This window comes from Streptomyces sp. CA-106110 (assembly GCF_050936285.1).
Taxonomy (GTDB): domain Bacteria; phylum Actinomycetota; class Actinomycetes; order Streptomycetales; family Streptomycetaceae; genus Streptomyces.
The window spans coordinates 3,279,484-3,293,350 of record NZ_JBNJNB010000001.1 but is presented as its reverse complement, the minus strand read 5'-3'; the positions used below and the strand labels follow the sequence as shown (position 1 = coordinate 3,293,350).

Annotated in this window: 14 protein-coding genes and 1 pseudogene; 9 read left to right on the top strand and 6 right to left on the bottom strand. The window is 70.5% G+C overall.

The features are described 5' to 3' along the window. The first annotated feature begins 111 nt into the window (after window positions 1-111). From uraD to ACQEXA_RS15130, 4 genes are all read left to right on the top strand, one after another. Entirely contained in the window at window positions 112-627 is a 516-nt protein-coding gene (uraD, locus tag ACQEXA_RS15145; protein ID WP_432934240.1) for a 2-oxo-4-hydroxy-4-carboxy-5-ureidoimidazoline decarboxylase, read from the top strand. Further along, entirely contained in the window at window positions 624-1,031 is a 408-nt protein-coding gene (gene uraH, locus ACQEXA_RS15140; RefSeq protein ID WP_432934242.1) for a hydroxyisourate hydrolase, read from the top strand. The genes uraD and uraH overlap by 4 nt, the downstream gene beginning before the upstream one ends. A 6-nt stretch (window positions 1,032-1,037) precedes the next feature. Continuing rightward, window positions 1,038-1,958, top strand: a complete 921-nt coding sequence (pucL, locus tag ACQEXA_RS15135; protein WP_432934244.1) for a factor-independent urate hydroxylase — start codon at window positions 1,038-1,040, stop codon at window positions 1,956-1,958. Between the two features lie 125 nt (window positions 1,959-2,083). Next, a complete protein-coding gene (locus ACQEXA_RS15130) occupies window positions 2,084-3,463 on the top strand; it encodes an 8-oxoguanine deaminase (protein WP_432934246.1) in 1,380 nt (459 codons plus the stop codon). 345 nt (window positions 3,464-3,808) lie between these two features. On the opposite strand, the gene ACQEXA_RS15125 is transcribed toward ACQEXA_RS15130, so the two are convergent. Then, window positions 3,809-4,384 carry a 3'-5' exonuclease gene (locus ACQEXA_RS15125; RefSeq protein ID WP_432934248.1) on the bottom strand — a complete coding sequence of 192 codons (576 nt, stop codon included), beginning with the start codon at window positions 4,382-4,384 and terminating at the stop codon, window positions 3,809-3,811. Between the two features lie 40 nt (window positions 4,385-4,424). On the opposite strand from ACQEXA_RS15125, the gene ACQEXA_RS15120 reads away from it, so the two are divergent. The 4 genes and pseudogenes from ACQEXA_RS15120 (at window position 4,425) to ACQEXA_RS15105 (ending at window position 8,548) form a co-directional block, all read left to right on the top strand. Beyond that, entirely contained in the window at window positions 4,425-5,042 is a 618-nt protein-coding gene (locus ACQEXA_RS15120; RefSeq protein ID WP_433130342.1) for an IS607 family transposase, read from the top strand. Then, on the top strand, window positions 5,039-6,100 hold the full coding sequence (locus ACQEXA_RS15115; protein WP_433130340.1) for a hypothetical protein: 1,062 nt from the start codon (window positions 5,039-5,041) through the stop codon (window positions 6,098-6,100). Before ACQEXA_RS15120 ends, ACQEXA_RS15115 begins: the two co-directional genes overlap by 4 nt. 72 nt (window positions 6,101-6,172) lie before the next feature. Next, window positions 6,173-7,328 (top strand): annotated as a pseudogene (locus tag ACQEXA_RS15110) (IS701 family transposase); the annotation flags it as partial. Between the two features lie 44 nt (window positions 7,329-7,372). Further along, window positions 7,373-8,548 (top strand): zinc ribbon domain-containing protein, encoded by a 1,176-nt coding sequence (locus ACQEXA_RS15105; protein WP_433134568.1) that lies wholly within the window; start codon window positions 7,373-7,375, stop codon window positions 8,546-8,548. Between the two features lie 84 nt (window positions 8,549-8,632). Here ACQEXA_RS15105 and ACQEXA_RS15100 read toward each other — a convergent pair whose 3' ends face one another. Next, window positions 8,633-10,075, bottom strand: a complete 1,443-nt coding sequence (locus ACQEXA_RS15100) for an MFS transporter (RefSeq protein ID WP_433130338.1) — start codon at window positions 10,073-10,075, stop codon at window positions 8,633-8,635. A 101-nt stretch (window positions 10,076-10,176) separates the two neighbouring features. Between ACQEXA_RS15100 and ACQEXA_RS15095 the strand changes: the two genes are divergently transcribed. Further along, complete coding sequence (locus ACQEXA_RS15095) at window positions 10,177-10,578, top strand: winged helix-turn-helix transcriptional regulator (protein WP_432934257.1); 402 nt, start codon at window positions 10,177-10,179, stop codon at window positions 10,576-10,578. Between the two features lie 10 nt (window positions 10,579-10,588). Here ACQEXA_RS15095 and ACQEXA_RS15090 read toward each other — a convergent pair whose 3' ends face one another. The 4 genes from ACQEXA_RS15090 to ACQEXA_RS15075 form a co-directional block, all read right to left on the bottom strand. Then, the gene (locus tag ACQEXA_RS15090) at window positions 10,589-11,023 is read right to left on the bottom strand and encodes an acyl-CoA thioesterase (RefSeq protein ID WP_433130336.1); all 435 of its coding nucleotides are present in this window, start codon (window positions 11,021-11,023) and stop codon (window positions 10,589-10,591) included. Between the two features lie 131 nt (window positions 11,024-11,154). Further along, window positions 11,155-11,778 (bottom strand): hypothetical protein, encoded by a 624-nt coding sequence (locus tag ACQEXA_RS15085; protein ID WP_432934261.1) that lies wholly within the window; start codon window positions 11,776-11,778, stop codon window positions 11,155-11,157. Between the two features lie 54 nt (window positions 11,779-11,832). Further along, window positions 11,833-12,483 carry a histidine phosphatase family protein gene (locus tag ACQEXA_RS15080; RefSeq protein WP_432934263.1) on the bottom strand — a complete coding sequence of 217 codons (651 nt, stop codon included), beginning with the start codon at window positions 12,481-12,483 and terminating at the stop codon, window positions 11,833-11,835. A gap of 95 nt (window positions 12,484-12,578) precedes the next feature. Next, window positions 12,579-13,787 (bottom strand): pyridoxal phosphate-dependent aminotransferase, encoded by a 1,209-nt coding sequence (locus ACQEXA_RS15075; RefSeq protein WP_359403834.1) that lies wholly within the window; start codon window positions 13,785-13,787, stop codon window positions 12,579-12,581. Window positions 13,788-13,867: the final 80 nt, after the last annotated feature.

The following is a 13,867-nucleotide window of genomic DNA, read 5'->3' as shown; positions in this document are numbered from 1 at the left end:
TTCCGTACGAGGATTTCGTCACCCCGATTTTTCAACAAAGTGTTGACCTCGCCTCGGCGGGGGGCGTTAGCTGTTCGCAGCCCAGTCAGCACACAGGCCACGGAGGCCCATGTGACGTCGACTTCCACGCCGCCGGGCCTCGCCCGGTTCAACGCCCTGGGGGAGCACGCGGCCCTGGCCGCCCTCCTCGAGGCGTGCGCCTCCACGGCGTGGGCCGGGCGGCTGCTCGCCGCGCGCCCCTACGCCAGCGCCGAGGAGCTCTACGCCGCCAACGACACGGCCATGGCGGAGCTGACCACGGCGGACCTTCAGGAGGCGACGGCCGGGCACCCGCCGATCGGCCGGCCCAAGGCCGGGGACCCCACCTCGGCCCGGGAACAGCGCGGCATGGCCGGCGCCTCCGCGGAACTAAAGGCGGAGATGCTCGAACTGAACCTGGCCTACCAGGAGAAGTTCGGCCATGTCTTCCTCATCTGCGCGACCGGAAGGAGCGGCGAGCAGATGCGCGACGCGGTCAAGGAGCGGATCGGCAATCCGCCGGAGTGGGAGCGGGAGATCGTCCGCACCGAGCTGGGAAAGATCAACCGCATCCGGCTCGCCCGACTGCTCGAAGAGGAAACTGCATGAGCACCGAGACCACCGCCTCCGTGTCCACACACATCCTGGACACCAGCGCCGGTCGCCCCGCCGAAGGCGTCCCGGTCCGCCTCTCCGCCCGCTCGGGCCGGAGCGCCGACTGGCACGCGGTCGGCGGCTCGGCGACCGACGCGGACGGCCGGTGCAAGGACCTCCCGGTGCCGCCCCAGGGCACGACCCATGTGCGACTCGACTTCGAGGTCGAGCCGTACCTCGAAAGCACTGAGAAGAAACAAGCCGATACGCAGCAGGACGCCCCCGCGAATCGGGACAGCGGTGCGGCCGGAGCGTTCTTCCCGGAGGTGGCGGTCACCTTCGCCGTCGTGCCGGGCGAGCACTACCACGTACCGCTGCTGCTCAACCCGTTCGGCTACTCCGTATACCGAGGGAGCTAGCAGAAGATGCCCACGATGCTCGGCCAGAACCAGTACGGGAAAGCAGAGAACCGCGTCGTCAGGATCGTGCGGGACGGCGCCACCCACCACATCAAGGACCTGAACGTGTCGGTGTCGCTCTCCGGCGACATGGACGAGGTCCACTACTCCGGCTCCAACGCCCATGTCCTGCCGACCGACACCACGAAGAACACGGTGTACGCGTTCGCCAAGGAGCACGGCATCGAGTGCGCCGAGCAGTTCGGTATCCACCTCGCCCGGCACTTCGTGACCTCGCAGGAACCCATCCACCGGGCCCGCATCCGCATCGAGGAGTACGCCTGGGACCGGATCGGGACCTCGGGTGCCGGCTCGAAGTCCGCCGCCGTTGAGGCCGGGCACTCCTTCGTCCGCAGGGGCCAGGAGACCCGGCTGACCCAGATCACCTACGACGGGCAGAAGTGGGAGGTCGTCTCGGGGCTCAAGGACCTCGTCGTGATGAACACGACCGACTCCGAGTTCTGGGGCTACGTCAAGGACAAGTACACGACGCTCCCGGAGGCGTACGACCGCATCCTGGCCACCGAGGTCTCCGGCCGCTGGCGGTTCGGCTGGAGCGAGGACGACCAGCCGGCGCCCGACTGGGAGACGTCCTACGAGCAGACCAGGCAGCACATGCTGCAGGCCTTCGCAGAGACCTACTCCCTGTCACTGCAGCAGACGCTCTACGAGATGGCCGCGCGTATCATCGACAACCGTGGCGAGATCGACGAGGTCCGCTTCTCGCTGCCGAACAAGCACCACTTCCTGGTCGACCTCGAGCCGTTCGGGCTGAAGAACGACAACGAGGTGTACTTCGCCGCCGACCGCCCGTACGGCCTGATCGAGGCCACCGTGCTGCGGGACGGGTGCGAGGCGCGAATCCCCGTCGACCTCACCAACCTCTGACGCGCCGGGTGCTCCCGGCCCGCCGGGGGCACCCGTCCTCCTTCGGCACCCGTGGCCGCCGGGCCGCGGCACTCAAACCTCCGGGGTCCTGCCGTGCCCTCTCCACAGAGCGAAAAGGACGCACCATGGCAGCAGACCGGCGCATCGTCATCGAGAACTGTGCGATCGCGACCGTGGACGCGGACGACACCGAGTACGCCTCGGGCCATGTCGTCGTCGCCGGGAGCCGCATCGAGGCGGTCGGCGCGGGAGCAGCCCCCGAGGGCCTGGAGAACGTCGTACGCCGCATCGACGCCTCCGGTCACCTCGTCACGCCGGGCCTGGTCAACACGCACCACCACTTCTACCAGTGGATCACCCGGGGCATCGCCACGGACCACAACCTCTTCGACTGGCTCGTTGCGCTGTACCCGACCTGGGCGCGCATCGACGAGGAGATGGTGTACGCCGCCGCGCAGGGCTCGCTGGCCATGATGGCCCGCGGTGGAGTGACCTGTGCCATGGACCACCACTACGTCTACCCGCAGGGCTCCGGCGACCTGTCCGGCGCCATCGTCCGGGCCGCCCGCGAGACGGGCGTCCGCTTCACCCTGGCCCGCGGCTCCATGGACCGCAGCAAGAAGGACGGCGGACTGCCGCCCGACTTCGCGGTCGAGACCCTGGACGGCGCGCTGGTCGCCACCGAGGCGACGATCGACGAGCACCACGACGCCTCCTTCGACGCCATGACCCAGGTGGCCGTGGCCCCCTGCTCCCCGTTCTCGGTCTCCACCGAACTCCTCCGGCATGGTGCCGAGTTGGCGCGGCGCAAGGGTGTGCGGCTGCACACCCACGGCTCGGAGACGGTGGAGGAGGAGAAGTTCTGCCACGAGCTGTTCGGGATGGGGCCCACGGACTACTTCGAGTCCACCGGTTGGCTCGGCGAGGACGTCTGGATGGCGCACTGCGTCCACATGAACGACTCCGACATCGCCGCCTTCGCCCGTACGCGGACGGGCGTCGCCCACTGCCCGTCGTCCAACGCCCGCCTGGCGGCCGGTATCGCCCGGGTCCCGGACATGCTCGCGGCCGGCGTCCCGGTCGGCCTCGGCGTCGACGGCACGGCGTCCAACGAGTCCGGCGAGCTGCACACCGAACTGCGCAACGCGCTCCTGATCAACCGTCTGGGCGCCCGTCGCGAGGCGGCCCTGAATGTCCGTCAGGCACTGCGCCTCGGCACCTACGGCGGTGCCCAAGTCCTGGGCCGCGCCGCGGAGATCGGCTCCCTGGAGCCGGGCAAGCTCGCCGACCTGGTGCTGTGGAAGCTCGACACGCTGGCCCACGCCTCCATCGCGGACCCGGTCGCCGCGCTGGTCCTCGGCGCCGCGGCCCCGGTCACGCTCTCGCTCGTGAACGGTGAGCCCGTCGTCGAGAACGGCCGTCTGCTGCACGTCGACCAGGACGCCGTCGCCCGCACCACGCGGGACGAGGCCCGGCGCCTGGCACGCATCGCGGGCCAGGGCTGAGCCACCGCCGGACTCCGGCCGGGAGGGACGGCTCCCGGCCGGTGGCCGTGGACCCGAGCGGGTCCACGGCGCCCGTTCCGGGGCGCGCAGGGACGTGCGCGCCCCGGAACGGACCCCTTCCCCTCGAACGATCCCGTCCCCGGTCCCGCACGACCACACGCACCACCTCCTTGACACCCACGTCAGAGCCGACGTGCAACCGACCGGAGGAGCCGCCGTGGCCGCCCACCCAGTTGACGAGACGATCCCCGCCCTCAAGCTGGTGACCAGCGGTCTGCAAACGGGTCGGTGCGGGGCGTCCTCGCGGTGGCGCCCGTACCACGGCTTCGGCCGGGTCCCGGTGCCCTATGCGCCGGGGCCCGGCCACGCCATGAGGTTGGCGAGCAGCTCGGCCTGCTCGACGGCGTCGTCGAGGGCGTGGTGCGTGTGGCGGCGCTTCGACAGGAGGTGACGCGGCATCGTGCCCTTGGCGACCGCCCGCAGGGGCAGGCCCGCCTTCGTCGCGTACAGCGTCTTCATGTCCAGGCAGCCGGAGTGCCCGAAGGGGCTCGCGCCGGTGAAGCGGATCAGGTACCAGTACAGGAACGTCCAGTCGTACGACGCCGGATAGCCGCACATCACCGGCTGCGCGCCCGCGCTCACACGGCGCACCCAGTCGGCGAACTCACCCAAGGCGGCGGCCGGTTCACTTCCCTCGCGCGTCAGCCGCTCTCGTTCCAGGCCGCTCACAGCGAGCGCCTCGGGCACGAACTCCGCGCTGATCGGGCGTAGTTCGCGGTAGAAGGTGTGCTCCTCCGGGTCGGCCGCGCTGAACCCCTCCGCATCCTGGCGCCCGGCCACGGCGGCGCCGAGACTCAGCATGGAGTACGGCCCCGGGATCGGTCCGTCGGCCTCGATGTCCACGGAGATGTACAGGCTCATCAATTTGCTTAGTTTTCTTCAGTGATTGTACGGTGATTGTGTGGAACTTCTTCGACTCTCAATAGCTGCTAAGCGTTTGGGTGTTCACTCCGTGACGCTTCGGCTTTGGGCTGACTCGGGGAAGGTTCCGGTGACTTGGGTCGGGCGTGAGCGTCGTTTCTCCTCGATCGATGTGGAGGCGATGAAGGTCTTCACCGGTGGCGAGCGTGTCCGGCTGGAGGGCCTGTACGTGCGTGTGTCCGGCTCCCACGGGCTGGAATCCTGGCTTCAGGCGCAGGAGATGGAGCTGCGGGCCACCTCCACCGGGGAGATCGTCAAGGTCTTCCGTGACCGGGCCTCTGGCCTGCGGGAGGACCGGCCGGGTCTGAGCCGGCTTCTGCGGGCCGTTGCTGACGGCTCGGTGACCGTCGTGCGGGTCACGCACGAGGACCGGCTCGCCCGGTTCGGTGTCGGCTGGCTCAAGCACCTGCTGTCCGTGTACGGCGCGAGTCTTGAGGTGCTGCACCCGAAGAAGCTCGGTGGCCGGGACGAACTCCTTGAGGACTTCGTGTCGCTGGTCACCACGTTCGCCGGCCGCCTGTACGGGATGCGGTCGGCCGAGAACCGGCGTCGCCTGCTGGCCGAGTCGGGCCAGTGCGAGGCAGGGCGCGCCGCGTGAGTCGAAAGCTGCCGATCGGTGAGGGCGAGACCTCCCGTACCGCGTGCGCCCGCACCCTTGTGCGCACAGGCGTGGATGAGAAGACCGGCGAACGCCTGTCGCTGTCCGCTGTGACGTTACGCGTCGGCTGGTGCGCGGACCTCGTGTCCAACATGGCCGCCGACCTGCTGGCCGAACACTGCAATACCGGCGATGTAGATGTGCTGGCCGCCGGCGTCGACGCGGGCGGCCGGAAACTGCCGTCGAACGCGTGGATGGCGCTGCGGCGTCTGGGCTGGAGTGCCGCCCCGCCCGAGGGCGTGAAGGTCAACGACCGGATCGTGCGCATGGCCCAGGAGCAGGCCGGGCGGGCGCTGCGCTCGGCGAAGTGGCGTGCCGAGATGACTGCCGGGGTCGTGGCGGCATGGCCCATCGATCCGGGCAAGCGCACTCCCAGCGAGTGGGACGCCGTACGCACAGCGGTCCCTGGTGGGGAGTATCTGCCGTCCAGCATCATCAAGGCCCGCACCCGGCAGGTCGCCACGTATCTCAAGGCCAACGGCCGTCTGCCCGTGGACGTGTTCGATCTCGAAGGCGCCCCGAAGGTGGCGCGCCTGCTGTTGCTCGCCGCGTGCGATGGGCAGCAGGCCACGATCGAGCGCTCCGAAACCGGCACCGGGCAGGCGCTGCTACGGCTTCAGCTGCCCACCCGCCCCGACCCGCAGGCATACCGGGACTGGACGTGGGTGGCCTGCCCCATCGTTCTGCCGCCGACGGTCCCGGCATCGGCGGTGCTCCACCTTCCCACCCTCCGCTGCGCGGGTGACAGCGTGCGCGCTGACCTGGCCTACACCCACGCCGTCCCCAAGGCCCACCGCACCGGTCATACGGTGGCGCTCGGCGTGGACTGGGGCCTGAACACGCTCCTCAGCGCGGGCGCCGTGCAACTGAACGGCGAGGGGCGGATCACCGCGCTCGGTGCCGGCGCCCAGTTCCGGGCCGCCGGTGTGCTCGCCAAGCAGCACCGCCTGCGCCGCCTCTCGGAGCGACTGCACACCAAGAGCAAGCACTATCGGTGATTTGTTGACCTGGGGCGGAACGTGCGGTAGGCCGGTAGGCGGGGGCGATGTTGTTCGGAGGTGGTCGCGATGGTGACCGCGAGGCGTCCGTGCCCGCCGGCGCCGGGGCCGCTGGAGGGCTACGCGGCCCGGTTCGACGACCTGTTCTCGTCGCTGGCGCAGCGGCGCGGGTTTAGGGAGTACCTGACCGGGCTGCTGGCCCCGCGGGACCGGAACAAGACGCTGACCTGCCTGGCCGGGGCGGAGCCGGTCGTGGGGGCCCAGCACCCGGCGGTGCAGCGGCTGCAGTTCTTCCTGTCCGAGTCGACCTGGGACCCTGAGCGGGTCAACGCCCGGCGGCTGGAGCTGCTGCTGCAGGGCGAGGCGACCGCCCCGCACGCCGGCGGGGTGCTGGTCATCGACGACTCCGGGGACCGCAAGGACGGCACTGCCACCGCGCACGTGGGCCGGCAGTGGCTGGGCCGGTACGGCAAGACCGACAACGCCGTGGTCACGGTGACCACGCTGTGGGCCGACGAGCGCCTCTACTACCCGCTGCACGCCGTGCCCTACACCCCGGCCCACCACTTCCCGCGGGGGAAGAGCGACCCGGCCTTCCGTACCAAGTGGAAGATTGCCGCCCAACTTGCCTGTCAGGCCAGGTTCTTGGGGATCGCGTTCCGGGCGGCGGTGGCCGACGGCGCCTACGGGGACCTGGACGACTTCCGGTGCGAGCTGCACGCCGCCAAGGTGCCGTTCGTGATGGCCGTCAAGCGCCGCCGCGGGGTGTGGGCCTACGGCGACCAGGCCCGCACCCCGGTGGACGCCGCCCGCGAACTGGCCTGGCACGGCCCCGAGGAGCCCGGCGCCTGGACGCCGGTGGTGCGCACCTTCCGCGACGGGCACACCGCCACCTGGTGGGCCGCCGACGCCACCTTGGGCTTTTGGGGTCCGGACGGCCTGACGCGGCTGGTGGTGGCCACCGCCGATCCGTCCACCCTGCCCGCGAAGGCCACCTGGTACCTGGCCACCGACCTGCCCCGCCCCGGCTCGCCCCGCGCGGCCGAGTCCCCCTATCCGCCCGCGGACCTGGCCGAGGTCGTGCGGATCTACGGGATTCGAAACTGGATCGAGCAGGGCTACAAGCAGGTCAAGGACGAGCTGGGGTGGGCCGACTTCCAGGTGCGCACCGATGTCGCGATCCGCCGCCACCAGACCCTGGTCAATTGCGCGTTCGCCTTCTACTGGGAAGCAGGACGCACCAGCGCGGGACCTGAGAGTACGTCACCACTGATGCCGGAAGCCGACGCTGGAGAGAGGGGGCCCGGCACTGCCGACCCCGCCCCCACCACCGTGCTGGCCGAAGGCGATTCGCGCCGTCCGCGGCTGGCTGACCCCGTCGATCGTGCTGCAACGCTGGTGGCGGGCCTGGTCCAACGCGCCCCCTCCACCCGAACTCCAAGCCCTGATCGACGCGGTCACCACCGGACAGACCCTGAACCTCTACCCCCCGAACTAACAAACCACCGCTATGAACGGCTGATCGCAGGCCACGACGACCAGCTTGCCCCCACGCTCGACGTGCTCCGCAGCGAGATCCAGCACGTGTCCAACCGCAGGTCGAACCTCAACGACGCCCTCGCCTGGGCTGCCGCCAGATGGACCGTCGACCAGGCCATCGCGGCCGGGGCCACGGTGATCTATGTCGAGGATCTGCGGTCGATGGAAGCCGGGGGCATGGGCCGCACCCTGAACACCCGCCTGTCCCAGCAGGTCCGCGGACAGATCGCCGACCGCATGCGGCACCTCGCCACCGAACAGGGCATCGCCGTCGTCACGGTTCCGGCCCGCAACACCTCCAAACTGTGCCCGCACTGCCTGACCCCGCTGCGGCACCGCAAAGCCCCCGACCGGCCCACCATCGCAGGATGGAAATGGGCCATCTGCCCCCACCAGGAATGCCGTTGGCAGGGCGACCGCGACCACGGTGCCTGGCGCCGTATCGCAGCCCGCGGCCTGGCCCACCAGGCCACGACCGTTACCGACCGCACCAGCGGCCACATGGTGATCCGGACGGTCCTCGACAACCTGGAAGCGAACGCAGTCCTCACACCGACTCCCAAGACCAGCCGGAAGGACCGGACCAAGACCGGCCCCACCCGGCGTCGTTCCACACGCCCCGCGCCCAGGCGACGCAGGGCACCCTCCCCAGCACGGCCTCACGGTCGTGCCGGCCAGCGTCCGGAGGGACACGCTCACACGGACCGGACCCGGCTGCCCCGCGCAGCCCACCGACACCAGGGCGTGAACACGATCAGCACACCCACCACCAGCCGACACCGGCCACAAGGGGCAGCACTCGGCGCGGGATTCCACCTCCACGCCCACGCCTCCCCACCACGGTGGGAACGATCCCGGAAACCCAATCCAACTCAGGATCGCATAGCTAATCAGAGACGCTCGGCTTGATCGTTCGTGGTGCCATGGCTGTGCAGCATGACAGCCGCGGGCGCCCGCTCGCATCCGGGATCCGTGTTGGTCGCCCCCCGGCGCTCACTCGGGACGGGGACGCAGCACGACCGCCGCCAGGACCAGCGCCCCCGCCGCGATCCCCGCCGCCACCCGGAAGGCCAGCCCGTAACCCGCCGCCGTGGCGGGGATCAGCTCCACTCCCCGCTCGAGTAGTCCGCCGGTCCGGCCCGCCGCCAGTGTCGACAGCGTCGCGAGGCCCAGCGAACCACCCACCACCTGCGTGGTGTTGAAGAGCCCGGACGCCAGCCCCGCGTCCTCCTCCCGGGCTCCCGACATCGCGAGCCCGGTCAGTGCGGGCATCGCGGCCGCGAACCCGGCGGCGAGCAGCAGCAGCGGCGGCAGTACGTCGGTGAGGTACGAACCGTCGACCGGAGCCCGGCTCAGCAGGCCCATCCCGGTGACGATGAGTACGAGCCCGGCCATGAGCACCCGGTACGCGCCGAACCGGGCGATGGTCCGTGCCGAGAGCCCCAGCATCAGCGCTCCGATCGCGACCGGTGCCGGCAGGAACGCGGTTCCGGTGGCCAGCTCGCTGTATCCGAGGACGCGTTGGAGGTAGAGCGCGCCGAGGAACTGGAAGCCGTACATGGTCCCGATCATCAGAACCTGGACGGCGTTCGCACCGGTCAGCAGCCGCGAGCGGAACAGACGCAGCCGCAGCAGCGGACGTGCGGCCCGTGTCTGCCGGAGGGCGAACGCCACGAAGAGGGCGAGCGCGAGCCCGGCAAGGAGCAGGTCCGCCGTCAGGCCGCGGCATCCGGAGCCGACGATGGTGTACACGGTGAGCATCAGGGCGCCGGTGACGAGGGCCGCCCCGGGGTAGTCGGCGCCCTTGCCGAGTCCGGCGCCGCTGTCCGGGGCGAGGACCCGGACCGCCGCGAGCCACGCGGCCACCCCGATCGGCAGGTTGATCAGGAAGATCCAGTGCCAGTTCAGGGCCTCGGTCAACGCCCCGCCGAGGAAGGTGCCGAGCGCCCCGCCGGCTGCTCCGACCGCGCTGAACACCGCGATGGCACGGGCCTGTTCACGCGGTTCGGAGAACAGCGCCACCAGCATGCCGAGCACCACGGCCGAGGCCATCGCCCCGCCGACGCCCTGCACGGCCCGCGCCGCGATCAGCACCGCCTGGCCGGTGGCGAGTCCGCACAGCAGGGAGGCGGCGGTGAACACGGCGAGTCCCGCCGCGAACATCCGCTTGCGGCCCACCAGGTCCCCGAGGCGGCCCACCAGCAGAAGCAGCCCGCCGAAGGGGATCAGGTACGCGTTGACGACCCAGGCGAGGCCCGGCCCGCTGAAGCCGAGGTCGCTCTGGATCGCGGGCATCGCCACCGTGACGATGTTGCCGTCCAGGATCGTCATCAGCGTCCCCGCGCACAGGACGACAAGTGACGCCCAGCGCGAGTACGTCCGGTGCGGCGATGTCCGGGCCGGTGACGGTGCCGGTGACTCGATTCCGGTCGACATGGCCTTGTGGCCTCCGTATTCTCCATGGGAACCATAGGTGCACGACTTGTAACGGGGTACATCGTGGGTGACCATGGAGGACGGCGTAAGGAGGCAGTCCGATGTCCCAGGGGAACACCGGTGTTACCGCGCAGGTCGTGAACGCGCATGCGTGCCCCGTCCGCGAGGTTCTTGACAGGGTGGCCGGGAAGTGGAGCGTGCAGATCCTCGTGGCCGCCGCGCACGGGCCGATCCGCTTCACCGAGCTGGAGCGCAGCATCGAGGGCATCAGCCGCCGCATGCTCACACTGACCCTGCGCAATCTGGAGCGCGACGGACTCGTCACCCGCACCGTCCATCCGACGGTGCCGCCCAAGGTCGAGTACGAACTGACGCCCATCGCCGAGGAGTTGCACGCCACGCTGCTGTCGCTCACCGACTGGGCGGAACGGCACCGGGTGGCCATCGCCGAGGCGCGCGCGGTCTACGACGCCGAGCACCGCCCGGAGTTGCTCGACGCGTAGACCGCCGAACTCACAGGCCGAATGCCCCCGGCTCGCTCGCCATCGCCCGGAAGTGCCCCTGCGGGTCGGACACCAGCTTGCGCAGGTTGAGGTCCATCAGTCCGCCGACCGCCGTGACCTTGGCGGAGACCGTGCCGTCCGTCCTGCGGATCGTCTGGACGACCCGGAACGTCTTGCCCTCGCCCCACTCGAAGGCGCACGTCACCTCCACCTGGTCGCCCGCGCGCAGCTCCCGTAGATAGCGGATCGTCGTCTCCAGGACCACCGGCCCCACGCCCTTGGCGAGCAGCTCGGACGGGCTTACTCCGGCGGCCTGCAGCAGGCTCCAGCGTGCGTGCTCCGCGTACTGCAGATACACGCTCTGGTTCAGGTGCCCGAGGGCATCGGTCTCGTACCCGCGGACGGTGACGGCGACGGAGAACGGCTCCGCGGTGTGCTCGGCCATGTTCTTCCTCCAAGGTGACGGCAACAGACGTGCGAGCGTACGAATGTACGGCAGTGCCCTGTGTGTTGATCACCCGGCCGCGGTCGGCTCCTCGGTACTCCGCGCGGTTCGCGCCAGGGGGCTCATCCGGTTCATGTGCGCCGCGGTGATGCCAGCAGGTACCGCGCCCCGGTGCGCGGCTGCGTGTGCTCGCTCACCTGCCACCCGGCCTTCTCCAGCGTGGCCGCGCAGGCGTGCCGTGCCCCGAGGTCCTGTTCGTACACCGCGACCGCCTCCGGCTGCGGTGTCGCGCGTACTCGGTAGCCGTCGCCGTCGCCTGGGGCGGGCCGGTGTCCGGCCGCCTCCAGGGCGAGCGCGGCGGCCCGCACCAGATGGGCCCGCTCCCAGCCGCACGGGCGGTCCACGGCACCGTCCGGGTTGGTCATCCGGCGCAGCTCCAGCAGTCCTTCCCAGGCGCCGCGCACCTCGCGCAGCCGGGCGGGCCCGGTGTCCGGTGCGTCCTCGCCGCCGACGCGCGCGGCGAACACACCGGAGTCGGACGGCGCCGGGTCCGCGGTCGGCTGTTCCGGGGGCGACTCGCGTATGCGATGGCCCGAGGGGGTCAGGAAGTGGTCGTGCGGCGGACGTGGATGCCGGAACGCGAGGCCTCGCTTCACCAGCGCGGCCAGCTGGGCGTCCGTCCCTCTGAGCCGGCCGGTCACGGGATCGGCCGCGTCGATGACTCGCCGCTGCGCGGCGGTGGGCGGTCGGGTCACGGCGTGCTCCTTCCCCTGGGCGCACCGGGCGGGGGACCGGTGTCCTGGCCCCGGTCAGGGCACGTCCGGTCCCGCCTCTCCTTCCGAGACGGACCCATGGGAACAGTACGTGTCGGGTCTGACATTCCACCCGGCCATGACATGGCGCCGGTGCTCCGTGCCCAGCCGGCTCAGCGTGCCGGTGGAGAGCTGGAACAGCGCGCCCGACGACGCGGGCAGCCCGAGGCGCCGCGCCGTCAGCACCCGTAGGAAGTGGCCGTGCGAGACGACGACCACGCTGCCCTCCGCGTCGCCGAGCGCCGCGTCGATCTTGGCGAGCATGCGCTCCGCGCGTGCCCCGACCTCGTCCGGGCCTTCCCCGGGGTGCTCGGGCGGGCCGGGCGCCACACCGTCCGTGAAGAGGAACCAGTCCGGACGCGTCCGGTGGATCTCGTGGGTGGTGATCCCCTCGTATCCGCCGTAGTCCCACTCGGACAGGTCCGCGTCGACGCGCGCCCCGCCGATCCCGGCCAGCCGGGCCGTCTCGCGGGCCCGCTGCATCGGGCTGACGAACGCGGCGGCGATGTGGTGCCGCGCGATCAGCGGAGCCAGCCGGCGCGCCTGCTCCCGGCCGTTGTCGGTCAGCGGTACGTCGGTCCGCCCGGTGTGCCGCCCGGACAACGACCACTCGGTCTCACCGTGCCGGACGAGAATGAGGTCGCCCACGCCTGCCCTTCCTGGCCCTTCCGCTTCCGTCTACCGGCACCGTGTCACACGCTCGTGGCGGCGCGCAGGACGGATTGAGCCAGACGGTCGTTCCCCTACTGGCGGTACCCGCTCAGGAACCGCCCGATCCGGCCGATCGCCGCCTCCAGGTCGTCCGCGTAGGGCAGCGTGAGGATGCGGAAGTGATCCGTGGCGGGCCAGTTGAAGCCCGTGCCCTGGACCACCTGGATCTTCTCGCGGAGCAGCAGGTCGAGGACGAACTTCTCGTCGTCGTGGATCCGGTGCACCTTCGGGTCGAGGCGCGGGAACGCGTAGAGCGCGCCCTTCGGCTTCACGCACGTCACTCCGGGGATCTCGTTGAGTTTCTCCCAGGCGCGGTCGCGCTGCTCGTGCAGACGGCCGCCCGGCGCGGTCAGCTCGTGGATGGACTGGCGTCCGCCGAGCGCGGCCTGAATGGCGTACTGGGCGGGTGCGTTGGCGCACAGCCGCATGGAGGCCAGCATCGTCAGGCCCTCCAGATAGTTCCGCGCGTGCTGCTGCGGACCGGTCACCACCAGCCAGCCGGAGCGGAAGCCCGCCACCCGGTACGTCTTCGACAGGCCGCAGAAGGTGAGGACCACCAGGTCGGGGGCGAGCGCGGCGGCCGAGTGGTGCACGGCGTCGTCGTAGAGGATCTGGTCGTAGATCTCGTCCGCGAAGACCATCAGGCCGTGTCGGCGGGCGAGGTCGAGGATGCCCTCGAGGATCTCCTTGGGGTAGACGGCGCCCGTCGGGTTGTTGGGATTGATGATCACGACGGCCTTGGTGCGGTCCGTGATCTTCGACGCCATGTCGTCCAGGTCCGGGTACCAGTCGGCCTGTTCGTCGCACAGGTAGTGGACGGCCCGGCCGCCCGCGAGGGTCGTCACGGCCGTCCACAGGGGGAAGTCCGGTGCGGGGATGAGGATCTCGTCGCCGTCCTCCACCAGTGCCTGTACGGCCATCGAGACCAGTTCCGAGACGCCGTTGCCGAGGAAGACGTCGTCGACGCCCACCTCCAGGCCGCGCTCCTGATAGCGCTGGGCCACGGCGCGGCGTGCGGAGAGGATGCCGCGCGAGTCGGTGTAGCCGTGCGCCTGCGGCAGCATCCGGATCATGTCCTGGAGGATCTCCTCCGGCGCCTCGAAGCCGAAGAGCGCGGGGTTGCCGGTGTTGAGGCGCAACACGCTGTGGCCCGCCTCCTCCAGCGCGTCGGCGTGCTCGATCACCGGGCCGCGGATCTCGTAACAGACCTCGCTGAGCTTGCTCGACTGCCGGAACTCCATGCGTCGCTTCCTCCGCTAGCTGTGATGCTTGGTTTTACCAAGTGGGAGCTTGGAAAGTCCAACACCGTGTCTAGACTGCG